The 17023-nt window shown below is 46.9% G+C and carries 12 protein-coding genes and 3 tRNA genes; 6 read left to right on the forward strand and 9 right to left on the reverse strand.

The features are described from left to right. Positions 1–302: 302 nt before the first annotated feature. Both rlmD and DP923_RS12290 read left to right on the forward strand, forming a co-directional pair. Positions 303–1712, forward strand: coding sequence for a 23S rRNA (uracil(1939)-C(5))-methyltransferase RlmD (gene rlmD / locus DP923_RS12285; RefSeq protein ID WP_112306139.1), 1410 nt, complete (start codon positions 303–305; stop codon positions 1710–1712). Positions 1713–1903: 191 nt separating this feature from the next. After that, positions 1904–2272, forward strand: a complete 369-nt coding sequence (locus DP923_RS12290; protein WP_112306140.1) for a hypothetical protein — start codon at positions 1904–1906, stop codon at positions 2270–2272. Between the two features lie 281 nt (positions 2273–2553). Here the strand turns inward: DP923_RS12290 and thiL are convergent, their stop codons facing one another. Continuing rightward, on the reverse strand, positions 2554–3579 hold the full coding sequence (thiL, locus tag DP923_RS12295) for a thiamine-phosphate kinase (RefSeq protein ID WP_112306141.1): 1026 nt from the start codon (positions 3577–3579) through the stop codon (positions 2554–2556). Between the two features lie 159 nt (positions 3580–3738). On the opposite strand from thiL, the gene DP923_RS12300 reads away from it, so the two are divergent. Next, the gene (locus DP923_RS12300; protein WP_112306142.1) at positions 3739–4548 is read left to right on the forward strand and encodes an SDR family oxidoreductase; all 810 of its coding nucleotides are present in this window, start codon (positions 3739–3741) and stop codon (positions 4546–4548) included. A gap of 278 nt (positions 4549–4826) precedes the next feature. Here the strand turns inward: DP923_RS12300 and DP923_RS12305 are convergent, their stop codons facing one another. After that, positions 4827–5567 carry an SH3 domain-containing protein gene (locus DP923_RS12305; RefSeq protein ID WP_112306143.1) on the reverse strand — a complete coding sequence of 247 codons (741 nt, stop codon included), beginning with the start codon at positions 5565–5567 and terminating at the stop codon, positions 4827–4829. Between the two features lie 69 nt (positions 5568–5636). Between DP923_RS12305 and DP923_RS12310 the strand changes: the two genes are divergently transcribed. Beyond that, a tRNA-Lys gene (locus DP923_RS12310) sits at positions 5637–5709 on the forward strand. Between the two features lie 136 nt (positions 5710–5845). Further along, a tRNA-Lys gene (locus DP923_RS12315) sits at positions 5846–5918 on the forward strand. 63 nt (positions 5919–5981) lie between these two features. On the opposite strand, the gene DP923_RS12320 is transcribed toward DP923_RS12315, so the two are convergent. Together DP923_RS12320 and DP923_RS12325 are read right to left on the reverse strand one after the other, a co-directional pair. Next, positions 5982–7346, reverse strand: a complete 1365-nt coding sequence (locus tag DP923_RS12320; protein WP_112306144.1) for a hypothetical protein — start codon at positions 7344–7346, stop codon at positions 5982–5984. A gap of 9 nt (positions 7347–7355) precedes the next feature. Further along, the gene (locus DP923_RS12325; protein ID WP_112306145.1) at positions 7356–8114 is read right to left on the reverse strand and encodes an ABC transporter ATP-binding protein; all 759 of its coding nucleotides are present in this window, start codon (positions 8112–8114) and stop codon (positions 7356–7358) included. 325 nt (positions 8115–8439) lie between these two features. On the opposite strand from DP923_RS12325, the gene DP923_RS12330 reads away from it, so the two are divergent. Further along, positions 8440–8521 (forward strand) — tRNA-Leu (locus tag DP923_RS12330). A 101-nt stretch (positions 8522–8622) separates the two neighbouring features. Here the strand turns inward: DP923_RS12330 and DP923_RS12335 are convergent. The 5 genes from DP923_RS12335 to DP923_RS12355 form a co-directional block, all read right to left on the reverse strand. Further along, positions 8623–10194 (reverse strand): NFACT RNA binding domain-containing protein, encoded by a 1572-nt coding sequence (locus DP923_RS12335; protein ID WP_112306146.1) that lies wholly within the window; start codon positions 10192–10194, stop codon positions 8623–8625. Positions 10195–10306: 112 nt separating this feature from the next. Then, on the reverse strand, positions 10307–11068 hold the full coding sequence (locus DP923_RS12340) for an MBL fold metallo-hydrolase (RefSeq protein ID WP_112306147.1): 762 nt from the start codon (positions 11066–11068) through the stop codon (positions 10307–10309). After that, positions 11069–11341 (reverse strand): hypothetical protein, encoded by a 273-nt coding sequence (locus DP923_RS12345; RefSeq protein ID WP_112306148.1) that lies wholly within the window; start codon positions 11339–11341, stop codon positions 11069–11071. It abuts the gene before it with no gap. After that, on the reverse strand, positions 11342–11728 hold the full coding sequence (locus tag DP923_RS12350; RefSeq protein WP_112306149.1) for a response regulator: 387 nt from the start codon (positions 11726–11728) through the stop codon (positions 11342–11344). Positions 11729–11743: 15 nt separating this feature from the next. Next, positions 11744–16927, reverse strand: coding sequence for a PAS domain S-box protein (locus tag DP923_RS12355; protein WP_112306266.1), 5184 nt, complete (start codon positions 16925–16927; stop codon positions 11744–11746). Positions 16928–17023: the final 96 nt, after the last annotated feature.

A 17023-nucleotide genomic window follows, 5' to 3' on the forward strand; every position in this document is an offset into this window, starting at 1 on the left:
TATCACCGGCTCACGCAAGCTGAAAGCTTGCTGGTATGAAAAACCACAAGTTACCGCTCCGCTCAAACTCGCGGTAGATAAGGCTTTTGTATACTTAGGTCTTAATCGTAGCCTAAAAACTGGAGAGGGTTATTATCAGTATGCGTAGTTTCTAAAGTATATCTTTTATTACTTCTTTTTAAAATCAGGATATGATAAACATGAAATGTTTTAAGGAACTCCCTGCTGTTTTGGGGTAGGGGCCTTCGAAAAAAGGAGGGGGCAGGGGGAGGTATCTAAAAAAACCGTAATTTTGCAGCATTGTGAGAAAGAAGAAGAAAAAGCATTTCGAGATACTCGAAAACGTACGGATAGATGAGATGGTGGCCGAAGGCAAATGCATGACGCGCCTCGATAACATGGTGGTTTTTGTGGGTGGCGTTGCGCCCGGCGATGTAGTAGACCTGCGTATTACGCGGCAGAAAAAGAATTTCCTGGAAGCGGAGCCGGTTCGGTTTCATGCTTTTTCGGAACTGCGCGTGCAGCCTTTTTGCGAGCATTTCGGTACTTGCGGCGGTTGCAAATGGCAGCACATTGGCTACGATACCCAATTGTTTTACAAGCAGAAACAGGTTAAAGATAACCTCGAGCGCATCGGTAAAGTGGCACTGCCGGAATTTGATCCGATCATCGGTTCTGACAAAACAGCTTTTTACCGCAACAAACTGGAGTATACTTTCTCTAAAAACGGATGGCTTACAAACGAGCAGATACAATCCGGTGCGGAGTTTAACCGCAACGTACTCGGTTTCCATATGCCCGGCCGCTTCGATAAGATCCTGGACATTGAGAACTGCTACCTGCAACCCGAGCCGTCCAACTCGATCAGGTTAGCTGCCCGCGATTTTGCCCGCACCCTCGATCTGCATTTTTATGATGCCGTAAAGCAGGAAGGCTTCTGGCGCAACATCATCATCCGGACGGCCAACACAGGCGAATTGATGGTGATTTTGCTGGTGAAATCTGATGTGCAGGAAGCTATACTTGGTATGCTGGATCACCTGCACGCGCAATTCCCAGAGATTACCTCGCTGCAATATGTGGTCAATCCTAAGATGAACGATACGTTCCATGATATGGAAGTGGTATGCTATAAAGGCTTGCCTTACATCCATGAAGAAATGGAAGGCATCCGCTTTAGGGTTGGACCTAAGTCTTTTTACCAGACCAACGCAGAGCAGGCCTACGTACTTTACAAACAAACCCGCGACCTGGCCGGCCTTACCGGCAACGAACTGGTATACGACCTGTACACCGGTGCCGGCACCATTGCCAACTTTGTAGCCCGCCAGTGCCGCGAAGTAATCGGGATTGAATATGTGCCAAGTGCCATTGAAGATGCCAAGATCAACTCGCAGATAAACGACATCAACAACACTACGTTTTATGCCGGTGATATGAAAGATATTTTGTCGGATGAGTTGATAAACCGCCACGGCCGGCCGGATGTGATCATTACCGATCCGCCACGCGCCGGTATGCACCCGGACGTAATCGCGAAACTGCTGCAGGTGCACGCCAACCGGATTGTGTACGTAAGCTGCAACCCCGCTACGCAGGCCCGCGACCTCGAACTGCTTTCCGAAAAGTATGATGTAACCCGTGTGCAGCCCGTGGATATGTTCCCGCAGACACACCACGTAGAAAATATAGTTCTGTTAACCGCTAAATAGATAGACGTATCACGTATTTCGTATCAGGTAGCATGATTATTTTGACATAAGACTATTTGACAAAAGACAAAGGAGAAATAGAAAGCGGTCTCTATTCTTCACTTTGAATATTTACTGAGCATCTTTGTCCTTTGTAGTTCAATTGAAAAGTCATGATACCTGATACGTGCTACGCAATACGTAAAAAACTTATGGAAAACGATCCGGAATTAAATGGAAAATACCTCGGCAACATCTCCAAAGATTTTGTAGTAGTAGCCGAAACCCTCAAAGAAGCCGCTTACCAGGTGCGCCGCCGCAAAATATCAGAGTACCCGATCTTTGTGTTTAGTCGTACGCCGGTACCGGTTGGTTCTAATTTCCTGGCAAAAGAAGAACTGGCCCTGGAGTGGAATATCAACGCCTCTTACCTCGAAGATTTCGTGCAGCGCGGCTTGATATTAGAAGACAGAATCGACGATTTTAAAGGTGCTTACAAAGACTCCGATGAATTCTGCTGCCTGTTTGTCGTGGACGGTGAATTCCAGAATTTTGTCTTTATTCCGTACCCGGAAGATTAATTTTTTGACAAAAGACTATTTGACAAAAGATAAAAGAGTTGTTCTTAGATAAAATGAAAAAGAGAAGCCGCAGCGGCTTCTCTTTTTCATTTTATACTGGGTCTAACCACCACCAGCCCCTCCTTGTCTAAGGCGGGGAGTCTGCTATTGCTTCTATAAAGTATAAGTTTTATAGTTACTGATTGTTCTTTAAAAGAAGTAAGGCTTTAAGTATACTTTATGAAGTATAAAATGGTAAGTAAAACTCCCTCCCTTGTTATTAGGGGAGGGTTGGGGAGGGGTTAAAAGTGCTTCCAGCCTTGTGCCTGCAACGGGAACGACTGGCCGTGCTTGTTTGCCAGGTTAATGCCTTCGCTTTTGTCTGTTATTTTGCCGATGATGCTGATATCCGGGTGGTTTTTTACTTTATCGTAATCAGAAAGGGCAACCGTGAACAGCAGTTCATAATCTTCGCCACCGTTCAGAATGCAGGTTATCGGGTCGAGGTTAAACTCAAGGGCAGCTTCCAGCATCTGCTCATCGGCGGGCAGATTGTCTTTAAAAATAGTAGCCCCAACGCCGGATTGCGCACAAATATGGAATAATTCCGATGCCAGTCCGTCTGATACATCGATCATTGAAGTTGGTTTGATATCGCGCTCTTTCAAGTCGTGGATCACATCCATACGGGCCTCCGGACGCAGCTGGCGACCAATAATGTATTGCTTTTCGTCCAGTTCAGGCTGCATCTCCGGGTTGGCTAAAAAAGCCTGCTTTTCGCGCTCTAAAATTTGCAAACCTAAGTAGGCTGCCCCCAGATCACCGGTCACACAGATAAGATCGTTCTCTTTAGCGCCACTGCGCAGTACGGCTTCGCCTTTGGCAACTTCCCCGATAGCAGTTATACTTATTATCAGGCCTGTTCTGGAGGAAGTCGTATCGCCGCCAACCAGGTCAACGTTATAGTTCTCGCAAGCCAACCGGATGCCTTCGTACAGTTCTTCCACTGCCTCAACGGTATAACGGGCGCCCAGAGCAATGTTCACGGTAATCTGCGTAGGAGTAGCGTTCATAGCCGCGATATCGGAAACGTTTACCGCAACCGCTTTATACCCCACGTGCTTTAAAGGGCAGAAGGCCAGGTCGAAATGAATGCCTTCCAGCAGCATGTCGCTTGATACCACGATCTGTTTTTCGGATGGCTCAATAACGGCCGCGTCATCGCCGATGCCTTTAATGGTGGAAGAATTCCGAAGCTCTACTTTATCTTTTATCAGTTTGATCAACCCGAATTCGCCGAGTTCGCTTAAGGGAGTATATGCTGTCATGATGATTTTCTGCTTTATATCTGCAAAAATACGAAATTAAGTACAGATGATAACAGTGCCGCCAAGTATGGCAAAACGGATTAGAAGTATAAACTCTGCTGAGTGATAAAAGATTAAAATAAGTAGCTTTGCACAAGTATAAAGTATGATTTCAGGAACATGAAAAATAAAGTAATACTGATAACAGGCGGAAGTTCCGGTATAGGAAAAGCCTGTGCATTTGCATTTGGCAGGGCAGGAGCGAAGGTGGCTTTCTCGGGAAGAAATATGCAGGCACTCGAGCAAACGTCACAGGAACTAACCGCAGCTGGTATTGATAACCTCCCGATTCAGGCGGATGTGAGCGTGCAGGAGCAGTGCGAGCGCATGGTGCAGGAAACGATAGCCAAGTATGGAAGTATGGATGTGCTGATCAATAACGCCGGTATTTCGATGCGGGCGCTATTTCAGGATGTGGACCTCGACGTATTGAAGCAGGTGATGGATATTAATTTCTGGGGAACGGTGTACACGACCAAGTATGCATTGCCTTACATTCAGAATGCCAAAGGTTCTATTATTGGTATTTCGTCGGTGGCGGGTTATCGCGGTTTACCGGCGCGTACGGGTTATTCAGCTTCCAAGTTTGCCATGCACGGTTTCCTGGAGACGCTGCGTACCGAGTTGCTATACTCTGGCGTACACGTATTGCTGGCTTGTCCGGGTTTTACGGCTTCCAATATCCGAAACACTGCTTTAGCCGCAGATGGCCGTCAGCAGGGCGAAACACCGCGCGACGAGCAGGAGATGATGAGCGCCGAAGAAGTGGCAGACCGCATCCTGAAAGCAACCATCAAGCGCAAACGCGACCTGATCATGACCACGCAGGGTAAGATGGCTGTCTGGGTTAATAAACTGCTGCCGGGTCTGGCCGATAAGCTGGTGTATAATGTGATGGCCAAAGAGAAGGATTCGCCGCTTAAGAAGTAGCCTGACAAAAGACTATCAGACAAAGGACAAAAGATAAAGGACAAAAGATAAAGTGACCCTATATCTTGTTCAAGCAATCTTCTGTCCTTTGGTTTTTTGTCAAAGAAAAATAGATTCCTGCCGTTGTTGGTGTTTTCACCGACAACTAAACGTTAGCCTACTTGTGCTTGCTGGTGAAAACACACAGCAAGGGCAGGAATCATTAGTTTTTCAAAAGCCTGAGCAACTTTAAGAATTCGGTCCTTTATCTAAAAGTTAAAAATGCCTTTGTCAAAAAATTACCTGGGCAGTTCCAGCAGGTTGCTTTTACGGATATACGCCTGCTTTCCTTTCCATTCAATTTCGAACCAGATGTCCTGCTCGCCGGTGATGGGTACTTTATGGCCCTCCGATGCCGTAGCCAACCAGGTAGCGCCCGCAGCTGGTGCCGACATAATTGCTACCTGATTTTGCCTGATAATACCCGCATGACCCAGGTTCAGGAAATTGATATAGTAAGCGATCAGGAGCAGGTAAAGTATAAACCCGATCTTAAAACTGCTGCTGAACTTTTGCCCTTTGCGCCAACTGAAAAACATAATGGTTGCCGTTACAACCGCCACCAGCAACATAATCTCTAAAATGCGCATGTAATATTTATTCAGCTGGGTCTTAAAAAACTGCAGGTCGTTGTATTCGTAGCCCGACAGGCGGTGGGTCTGGGCAAGTTCTTCCATCTTTTTGAGCACCGATCGGCTGGGAACTTTAGCATAAAAAAGATGGAGATAATACATCGCGCCCGTATAATCCCGGAAACCTTCCCGGATATATGCCATCTTTAATAGCATCTGTGGCGAGTAAAGTTGGTTTTCTTTAAGAATCTGTTCGTACTCCTGAAAAGCTTCCGTATAATGCTGTTTAAGAAATAAAGAATCTGCTTTAACCAGTGTTACAATAGGAGCCTGACTATAAGCTGGTTCTGAAAATGTAAATAAAAAAGTGATCAGAAAGACACTTATTTTGAACCAAAGGTTTTGCATTTAAAAAGATAGCTGTTACTTTTGCATCGCAATTAAGGGAAACGCCCCTGATAAAGCAAGTTAGTAAAAGATTCTGTAGCTCAGCTGGTAGAGCAATACACTTTTAATGTATGGGTCCTGGGTTCGAATCCCAGCGGGATCACTAATAGAGATAGAAAACCAAAGAAGCACCTGGCTTTTATCTTTACAATCGGAGTACACAGGTTTTGAAAATTTTATTTTGTCATTTAAAATAAAATTTCTACTTTTGCCCTCCCAAGTTACTAACAAAAAGTACCGATTCTGTAGCTCAGCTGGTAGAGCAATACACTTTTAATGTATGGGTCCTGGGTTCGAATCCCAGCGGGATCACAAAGAAAAAGCCACTCCTTTCGGGTGGCTTTTTTGTTTTTTATACTTTCCTGTTTTGTAGCATCAGGTATTACTTTTAAACAGCGTTTCGAAGAGCTTATACTTGTACACCGGGTATTCTTTCATCACAGCGAAAAAAGCAAAATATGTACCGGCCAGCAGCAAGGGGTACATCAAGTATAAAACAGGGTGCAGCAACGGCAGAAACAACATCCCGAAAAGGGCGATGGCTATAAAGTTATAAAGATAAGAGGCCTTTGCATCAAAACTAAACACACCACCTTTCACGGCTTTCGGGCTGATGATGGAAGCGATGATACCAAACGGCGTTAAAATAAGGACAGCGCTCACATACAGGCTTACAATAAAGGCTGCATGCTCATGGTTAAAGAAGGCAGTGTATAGCAAAGTAAGGATAACATCCAGCAACAGGGGCATCCAGAGGGGCAGCAGGCTTGCTTTTACAAACGCCTTAATACTTCCGCTTGTCCGCTCTACAGTGAGCCACAGGTTGCGGTAAAAGCCCCATATATTGTTGAACACATACGAGTAGATCACGATAGGCCCTACAAACAGCCACAAAGTAACGGCATAATCAAAAATATGGCTGCCCTTCTGTGTAACCGAGAAAGCATCAATCGCCAGGAAAAAGCCTTTAAACACCAGCCCGAACACCAGCATCTGTTTGGCCAGTTTATGGTTTTTGAACAGGCGCCAGCCCAGGCTACGGCGGCTGTCCTGGCTGTATGTTACGGTACGCTTGCGTGGTTCGGCGGCGGCCAGCTCTAAAAAGTAATTTGACGCGATAAAAAAGCCCAAAGCCACCAGGTGTGCGATCAGCAGCAGCCAATCTTCAGTGTCTGGCCTAAACATGGGTTGCTGTGCCTGCAAGGCTACAAATACGGCAGCCATAACAGCTGCCGTACTAAAGTGGCGGCTTGTCCAGTGCACCTTCCGCTCTACAAATACCTGCAACGAGCGCAGTGTTACATGCGCTGTTAGCAATACAAGTATACTTTGCAGGAAATATATAAATGTGTACTCCGGCGACATCAGCCACAGGAAAAACAAGAAATTGAGCAAAATAAAATAGAACGGCGAAACAAGTTCTACCACAAGCTCAGTCCGGAATTTTACAACCGGCCTGACGGGAAATATACGCTGTATAATCTCGATCTTAGGAACATAAGCCGGGAAAAAGCCTTTCAGGATGATGAGTGCAAGTATAAACAGGTTTGCATATTCCAGCATCAGTACGGGCGTAGGCCCTGCGTCGGTTTTATGCGACTCCAGCATTACAAAAGAAAAAAGCCAGCTGTAGAAGTAGGCCAGTACAATGCCGAAAGCCAGCATCAGGAAACGCTGCGTCTTTTTCTGCCGGAACTGGCTAACCAGCCGTACACGGCACGCATATAAGATTAACTCCATGGTATAAACTTAGGTAAGCATCCAGTCGATGTTCGCTTCCGGGTTGTGGTGCGGCAACAGCAACTGGAACAAGGCCTGGTCAATCAGGTTCTTTCCGTTCATAGTAAATTCTTCTACCGACCCGTTGTACATCATCTGCCCGTCATTCAGAACGCCAATGTGCGTAGCCACGCGCTCCACATAATTCAGGTCATGCGACGAGATGAGGATAATACGGTTAGCGTTGCGGTAGCTGCGGATAAGTTGCACTAAAAGCTGTGCGGCAATTGGGTCGAGGCCCGTGAAAGGCTCATCTAAAAGCAGTACATCGGGTTTGTGAAGTATGGCGGCAGCAATGCCAACTTTCTTTTTCATGCCGGTAGAGTAGCCTGCCATGTTCTTTTGCAGCGATTCCTGGTCCGAGAAAAAGTATTTGGTTAAGCTGCTGATGCGCTCGTTTGCCTCGGCAGTTGGCAGGCGGTAAAGTTTCGCTACAAAGTTGAGGTACTCCAGGCCGGTAAATTCTTCGATCAGTGGGTTGTCTTCGCAAAGTGCGCCCAGGTTCTGCTTTATTTCGTAGCCGTGCTGGCTGTAATTTTTATCTAAAAGGTTAACTGACCCTGCATCGGGCTTCACCAAGTCTAAAATACAATTCAGGAAAGTGCTTTTGCCAACCCCGTTCTTACCGAGCAAACAGTAGCACTGGCCTTTTTCTATCGTTAAATTAAGCTCCTGCAATACAGGTTTTTTGCCGTAGGTTTTAGATAATCCCTTTATTTTGATGCTCATACAGTTTCCGGTTCGGTGTGGCAGTATGTAAAAGTGCTACTTAGTATATAATCAGGAACCAGGTATAAATGTTCAGAAACTGAAGAGGTTAGCAGCAAGTATAAACGCTGATTTACACATCGGATAACCATTCTAAGTACCGGGTTAGTTACAGGGAGTAACATCACGATAACAACATAAGGTTCTGTAATATCCTTTTAAAATTTAAATTTATTGAGGCATCTATACTTTCGGACACCAGGATAAGCAACTTATTTTCCGGAAGCAGCAGTTAGTGGTTGCATATATCGTTTGGGGTATCTACTTTTGCATTCACATGTTACCTGCGCACGTGGTGAAACTGGTAGACACGCCATCTTGAGGGGGTGGTGCCTTCGGGTGTGGGAGTTCGAATCTCCCCGCGCGCACAAACAAAAAGCTCTATTCTAACGGATAGGGCTTTTTGCGTTTTAAGGCGGTTTTATACTTTGTATTTCTGATTACAAAGGGAGTAAATCAGTGACCAGTTTTAATGCAGCCGTTCGAAGGGGTTTTCGGGCTTTACAAGTATAACTTTTTCACGGTCTACGGCTACGGAGCCAGGCGCAGCACCTTTTGGTTTGCGCACATACTTTTTGGGCGTATACAGCACAGGGCAAAGCGAATCGGTTTTGCGTTTGCTGTAATAGGCGGCAAGCTGGGCTGCTTTTTCGAGTACAGTGGCAGGGATGGTTTTGCCAGCCTTTTGTTTGATCACCACATGCGAGCCGGACACATCTTTGGCATGGAGCCATAAATCATCTTTGTGCGTATGGCGTTGCGTGAGCAGGTCGTTGTTTTTGGCGCTTTTGCCAACCAGTATCTTAAAGCCTTCGGCCTCAAACACCCGGAACGGAATTTCCTGCTGCGCCTGCTGCTTCTGGGAAAGCAAATGTTCATACTCGCGCTGGTATGCTTTCATTTGCTTGAAATCTTTCACTTCTGCCAAAGCCTGCAGGGCATCCTCCAGAACAATCACTTCCTCCAGTTTCCGCTCTGCTTTTTCGGCCAGCTGGGTTACTTCTACGTGCTGGTTTTTGGCTTTCCGGTAAAGGCGTTCGGCGAATTTCTGCGGCGTTTCGCTTTCTTTTAAAGTATAAATCCGGTTTTGATCGGTGTAAAAATCATAGAGTTCTACCTGCCTGGCCCGGGCCGGAATGTTGGTGAGGTTGGCCATGATCACGTCGGCGTTCTGGCGGTACGAGCGGTCGTGGCGCAGCTCCTGCAGTTTGGTTTCGGTTTGCTGCAGGATGGTTTGCGTAACCTGCAGTTTCCTGGAAAGAAGCTGGCTGGCCTGCTCATACTGTTGTTGGAATCCGGTTTCAGCTAAATAATAGCGGGTATAAGCGTTTAAGGCCTCCAGCGGATGCGCAAAAGTATGTTCTACCGTGCCTAACTCCAAAAGCGAGAGCCGTAACTTCCCGTTTAGGCGGATGATGTAATACTGGGTTGGTGCTTCTAAAATATCGAGCAAGGCTTGTACAAGTTCCCATTGCTGTTCCAGGTCGAGCTGGCTGTAGCGCTGCTCTTGCAAGTATAAATTCGGCAACTCCCCGAAGGTTGGGTAAAGTTTGCGCAGATCGCCGCCAGCGGCTACAAAGGCTTCGTAATGCTGCGGAATGGCCCGGTCAAGCTGCTCAGGGTCCAGGTCGGCGTCGCTGCCGAATTTGTTCTGAAAAAGCTCAGGTGGCTCGCCGTTCTGGTAAAATATCACGTTAGAGCGATTTCCGAATAACTTGAACAGTAGTTGCATGCCTCCCGAAAGCCGGAGGTAAAAGCTGCGCTCGTTCAGGTGCTGCACTACATCCTCCACGGTATGGCCCTGCATATCCTCAAGCAGATCCACGCTGTTGGCCCTTGCCCTGTTAAATACATCCGGAAAAGAAAGCGAACTAAAGCGTGAAGTAAGTAGTGCACGGATATAGAATTCCTGGTGCTGACCGGCAAAACCAAGTATAAGTTCGTCTTTGTTCTGGCTGAAGGCTGTGACGATCTTTTTGCCAAGTAAGGCAGGTTTTAGTGCCTCCGAAAGCTGCCGTATAAAGTAGTAGTTCTGATGCACTTTTTTAGAATTACGAATTACGAATTACGAATTACGAATTACGAATTTTCGGGATTGAACAAAATGAAAGTATAAATGCGAATAGATTAATTCATAATTCGGCACTCGTAACTCATAACTCCAATTGTAGCCCGTCATAGGCCAGGCGTATAAAATCGGGGAGTTCTAGTTCTACTTCGCGGTGCTGGCCAAGCAGGTGGCTGATGTGGGTCAGGTATGCACGTTCGGGCTGCAATTCTTCCAGCAGGTTTACGGCTTCCTGCAACGAGAAGTGGGAGATGTGCGGTTCTTTGCGCAGAGCATTCAGCACCACAACTTTAGAGCCCCGTATCTTTTGCTTTTCCTCTTTTGAGATCTTGTTGGCATCCGTGATATAGGTGAAATCGCCTACCCGGAAACCAAGTATAGGCAGCTTGTAATGATCCACCCGGATCGGGATAAACGGCACACCTTCCACTTTAAAAGGAGCTGTACTGATGGGGTTTAGTTCTACCTTCGGGATACCGGGATATTTGAAATCGGCAAAAATATAAGCAAACTCTCGTTGCAGCTGGTCCAGTACGCGCTGTTCAGCAAAGAGCGGCATATCCTTGTTCTGGGTAAAATTATAGGCACGTATATCATCCAGGCCGGCGGTGTGGTCTTTGTGCTCATGGGTAAAAACCAGCGCATCCAGCGTTTTAATGCGCTCGCGCAGCACCTGTTGCCTGAAATCGGGGCCCGAATCGATGATGATACTTTTGCCGTTTACCTGCAAATGCACCGATACGCGCAGACGTTTATCGCGGTAATCCACAGAACGACAAACCTCGCAGTCACACCCGATAACGGGTACGCCCTGCGAGGTGCCAGTGCCTAGAAATGTTACTTTCAATTAATTCTGATTGAGGTTACGGATTTCCTGGTAGAGTTGTCTGTTCTTGCTGCTCAGGAGTGTTTCATCCACCGAAATAGTTCTCAGGATATCGTACAGGCAGTTTATTTTGCCCTCCAGGCTGTAATATTTGTTTACTACAGCCACCTTCATATCCTTCAGCAAACAGTATCCGGCTTTAAAATTGCCCTTCTCGTAGCGCAATACAAAATCCGACTCTGCAAAAATATCCTCAAGTTTGTTTAAAAATGGTCGAGTATACTTTAGCTCCATCTATTCCTTTTCTACTGTGTATTTTTTTACGGTCTGTACCAGCATGTCGAAATCAAGCGGCTTTGGCAGGTAGTCGTTAATGCCGGCTTCCTTAAAATCTTCCATGGAGTAGTTGTTTGCATTACCGGTTACGGCAATGATCGGAATACCAGCAATGGTCTTGTTCTCGTGCGCTCTTATCTCGCGGGTGCAATCCATGCCATTCTTTACCGGGATATTCAAATCCATCAGAATAGCATCTATCTTATGCGCTTCTACCTGCTTCAGAACTTCGCCGCCGTTTTTGGCCGTCAGGATCTTGTAGTTCTGTAATTCCAGGATCTTCTTTGTCAAATTCAGGATCACAGAGCTATCTTCTGCAATCAGGATCGTTTTATTTTCTGCCATATAGGTTGAGGGTTGCTAAATAATTATTTCTTTAAAAGCGTTACGGTAATTATCGTATTCTGCCAGCAGCCTGGTAAAGTTGTGCTCTACCGAATCAAATTTCTCTAGTTTGATATCGTGCTCCAGTTGCTTGGCAAGCTCTGCCATCAGGTTAATGCCCAAGGTAAAGCCTGTACCTTTTAATTGGTGCAATGTACTCAAAATACTGTTGTATTGTTGTGCCTGCATGTCTTTTTTGGCTTCTTCGAGCAGTTCGGCGGCTTCTACTTCAAACTCTTCATACAGCTGCCTGGCAAACTCATCGCCTCCGATCTGTTTCAACTGGTCCAGCACGTCCAGGTCTATAATGGCTGCCGCAGGTTCTGCTTCCTGTTCTTCTTCCTGGTGGTACCAGCTGTCTTCCTGCCATTTGCTGAGTATGGCATGCAGGTCCGCACTTTTTACGGGTTTCGATACATAATCGTCCATGCCCTGGCTCATGAATTTCTCGGCATCATCTTTCATCGAGTAAGCCGTCATGGCTACAATAGGCGGGCAGGCAGTACCAAGCTTTTCTTTGATGATGCCGGTAGCCGTTACACCGTCCATTTCCGGCATCTGGATATCCATAAATATAATATTATACTTATTGGCAGTGGCCAGCTCGATGGCTTCAAAACCGTTGGATGCAATATCAACGGTGCAACTCAGGCGCTGGAGTTGTTTCTGGGCTACTTTCTGATTTATCTGGTTATCATCAACCAATAATACATGCGGGCTGTTTTCGAGTGCCACCACCTCAGCTGCCTGTTTTTGCTGGCGCTGTTCCTGTGCTTCAATTTCAACGGAGCTGGCCTCGCGCACCTGTATCTCGAACCAGAAAATGCTACCTGTATCCGGCGCAGACATAACGCCAATATCGCCCCCCAGCAGGTTGGTTAACTGTTTGGAAATAGCAAGCCCAAGGCCGGTGCCGCCAAACGTTTTGGTTGATGAGTTATCGAGCTGCGTAAAATCGGTAAAGAGCAGCTGCTGGTCTTCTGGTGTTATGCCGATGCCGGAGTCTTTAACGCGCACCTGCAACACAAATTTTTCATTGCCCAAAGGCTTGCAATCAACTTTTATACTTACCTCGCCGGCGTTGGTAAACTTAATGGCGTTGGATGTAAGGTTAGACAGTACCTGCAGCAAGCGGGTTTCGTCGGTATATACGTGGCGCGGCGTTTCCGGAGAGATCTGGTAGGTAAAGGTCAGGTCTTTCTGCTGGGCACGGTTTGCAAACAGGGCGTGTATTTTGCCCAGCGTTTCGTGCAGGTCTATACTTGTTTCGTGCAGCACCAGCTTGCCCGCCTGCATCTTGGATAAGTCAAGGATATCGTTCAGAATAGCCAGCAATGCATCCGATGATTTGCGGAGCGTATCGATGTACTCGCTTTGTTCAGGGTCTGTATTGATATGGGTCAGCAGATCGATCATACCGATGATCCCGTTCATTGGCGTACGCAACTCGTGGCTCATGTTTGCCAGGAACTGCGATTTGGCTTTCAGCAGGTTTTCGGCTTCTTCTTTCGATTTTACCAGGTCGTTCTGTATCTTTTTAATTTCCGAAACATCCCGGATTACCCCTTCGGCTGCTATCGGAGTACCTTCGGCATCGTACACCAGGCGGGCATCAAGCAACATGGTTTTGATCGTACCGTCTTTGGTAACCATCTCCAGTTCCATGTCCCGGAAATTAGGATGCTCCAGCAGGCGTTGCATCATGACCTTTCTGTCGTCCGGGTTCACGTGCAGCATGGCCGTGTTCTGGCCCAATACTTCTTCCGGTCTGTAGCCAAACTGCTGGTATATAGAAGGGCTGATCAACTCCAGTATACCTGTTAGCGAAGTGCGGTAGTACACATCCTGGAAGGACTCGAAGATCTGGCGGAATTTTTCTTCGTTTTTAGAAAGCGCCAGTTGCGAGTGTTTCTTTTCTGTAATGTCGAGCGCAATACCTGAAATTTCATCAAAGGTACCGTCCTCGTGGTAAATCGGGTTCAGGTATACTTCGCGCCAGCTCTCAGGCTCATTCACATAAACTTCGAAGTGCTGCGGATTGCCCTGAAACGCTTGTTCATACTTTTCTTTCCAGAACTCAAACGAATTTTGGTGAAAATGCAGCAGGCTTTCGCCATCCATGTGCGCATGCGGTACCAGCATATTGCCTGTTCTGGCCTCAAAAGCACTTCCGAAGTTGCGGTTAAATGAGGTAAGTACAAACTCCCGGTTTACCGACCACATATGGTGCGAGCCACTTTCAAAGATCGCATTCAGGCGGGCGTTCTGGTTATTTATCTGTTCTTCGTCGCGTTTACGGCCAATGGCAAGCGCTACCTGGTTCGAAATAAAGTGCAGGATCTCAATGTCGCTGTGTACATAGGCGTCCGGGTTGTGGTAATCCTGCAGGGTAATTACCCCGATGATCAGATCACCGATGGCAAGGGGCGAGCAAAGTATAACCTCCGGCACAGCGCCGTAAAGCGTAAAATTTTCATCGTGGGCCAGCTGCAGCAGTTCTTCTTTTTGCATGTACAGCGGCTTGCCTGTTTTGATGATATGCTCGGATAAGCCATCCGAAAAAGGCCGGCTAACCTGCACCTGCGATGATTTATCGATAAACTGATCAACCAGGTAAACAAAGTTCAGGCGTTCGCGGTCCTCGTCGCAGAGGGCAATGTAAATGTTACGGGTTTCGATGATCTTGCTCAGCTCGCGATGTATGGCCGAGTAAAGCGAGTTAAGATCTTTGCTGCTGATGGCCAGGTTCGCAATACTATAATATACTTTCTGGAGGCGCTCGGCTTTGATACGGTCCGTAATATCGTGCAGAATAGCGCGTGTAGCCACTGGCCGGTCGTCTTGCCAGCTGCAGTTTATACTTCCGATAAGGTGTACCGGCTTGCCTGCTTTGGTCAGGAATACGGTCTCAATCTTATTTACATTTTCGCCTTTGTAGAGGTTACGCAGCTGGTAAATAAGCTTGGCCTTGTAATACGGGTGCACAATATCGTTCAGCGTCAGCGACTCTATATCCTGATCGTTGTAGCCCAGGCGTTCCTTCCAGGCTTTGTTAACGAATATAAACTTATTGTCTGCTGATATATTCTGGATAAGGTCGTGGGCGTTGTCGAAGAGGTCCTGCAGGCGGATTTTGTTATCCTTCAGGGCCTCCATGGCAACGCGTTTATCGGTCATGTCTTTGCCTACGCTGGTCAGGCCGGCCACTTCGCCTTCGGCATTATACTCGATCATGCAATTCCAGCGGATGGTCTTGATCTGGCCGGATTTTGTAACCACGTCGCGTTCGTAATACGAGTTCATTTCCTTGGTTTCCATCACCTTCCTGAACTCCTGCCGGCGATAGGCACGGTCAACTTCCGGAACCAGTAACTCATAAAAATTTCTGCCTAACAGTTCTTCCAGCGAGTACTCAGTATACTTACAGAAAAAATCGTTGGCATATACAATTGTACCCTCGCGGTCGAGGCTGTAATGTACCAGGTTAACTTTGTCAAGGAAATTGCGGAACTGAGCAATCGATTCGTTTACAACTTCTTCCTGGTGCTTGGCACGTTTAATTGTTTTTTGCTGTGTGATATCCCGTTTAAAGGCCTGTACATAATATTCTCCGTCTATCAGGATGCGGCTTACCGTAATTTCAGAATCCAGGGGGGTGCCGTCTTTCCTGATATTGAGCCATTCTGACGTAGAAGGGACGCCGGTTTCGATTACGTCGCGCATCATCTGCATTGCTTTTTCATCAGAGCGGGTACCGTCCGGTTGGTATTCAGGAGAGAAAGCAGAAGGAGATTTATTGAGCAGGTCTTCGCGGGTGCAACGGAAAAGCTCCAGTGCCTTATCGTTAAACTCCACTACGACTCCATCTTTAAACAAAAGTATAGCGTCGTAAGATGATTCGAAGAGCAGTTTATACTTGTCTTCTGTGCTGGTGAGTTGCTGCTGCAGCTGGTGGCGGGCAATATAAGTACCCACCGTATTGCCTATAAAATTTAGCAGCGCATTAAACGAATGTGTTAACCTGGGCTGGTCTGCAGACCAAAGTACAAGCAGCGCCAGTAAATTCTGATCTGTGGTAATGGGCACGATAAAGAGCCGTTTTTGCAGTTCGCTGTTCAGCAGAGCGGCAATAGCGCTTGTGGCACCTGCGTTATCGGAAGAAGCAACCTGGGCGGCAATTTGGGCGGGCAGCGTTGCAAACTCCGGCAAGGGCATGGTCTCGGTTTTACCGGTAGAGTAGGTAAGGGCTAGTTTTTTGTCGCCGCTGCTGTAGGTATACACCGAACCGCCTTCGGCATCACTTTTGCCCAACAGCTCATTTAGCGTAAAAGTTAACACTTCCTGCTGGCTGTCTGAGGTAGAAAGGTTGGTGATCAGGTAATTAACAAACTCCAGCTGGTGGTTTCTGAAACGTATATCCTGCTCGGTATCAATCACTTCAATTAAATTTTTGGCAGCACCAAGGATAACTTCCTGCCCTTCGAAAGTGCCTTTCTGCAGCGTTACTTCAATGGGCAGCAGGTCCTGGTCTTTGTCGCGTATCCACCATTCAAATTTCTGAACGGCGCCTTGCGCTACCTGTTTTAACTGTGCTTTAAGAGCTACACGCTCAAAAAGGCTCAGCTTAAAATTCTTGAAAATGGATTGGCCGACCAGCTGTTTTTTGGAAGCATCGATCAGGCCAAGCCCTTTGCGGTTCACATCCAAGAAATTGCCTTGCAGGCTAAGTATAAATTGTGGCTCGGTGCTGTTCTCGAAAACGCTTTTATAACTTTCGCTGGCGGCGGTTTCCGGTTCGGCCATTTCATCCCAAAACTCAGCACAGATATGTGTCTGGCCTTCGTGCTGCAGCAACCGGCAGGTATAGGCGAGCTGGTGCGCCTGCAGTTTGCCGCTAACCTGTTTTTGCGTTTCTACCGCTTCTGAAAATTTCTCGAACTGCGCTTCGTTCAGGCCTAACAGCTCTTTCAGATGAGTACTAGTGCTTGCTATACTTTGCAGGGAAGCCAGGGGGTGTGTATGGGCTGCTGTGCACTGGCCGGCAGGTGTTGCAAGTATAAGCCCATGTTGTGGGTTAGCAAATTGCACAAGTAACTGCAGCAACGATGCTGCCTGCAGGTTGGTCTGCTCTTGGGTTTGCCTGTTAGACGTATATGGCATTTGTTTGGTACTTAATTGTATTGGAGCCGGATCAGCCGGTTGTAGCATCACAGTTTACGAAATAACATGTTATTTTGCAAGATAATCCCACTTAAG

The organism is Pontibacter arcticus (assembly GCF_003284895.1).
GTDB classification, from domain to species: Bacteria; Bacteroidota; Bacteroidia; order Cytophagales; family Hymenobacteraceae; genus Pontibacter; species Pontibacter arcticus.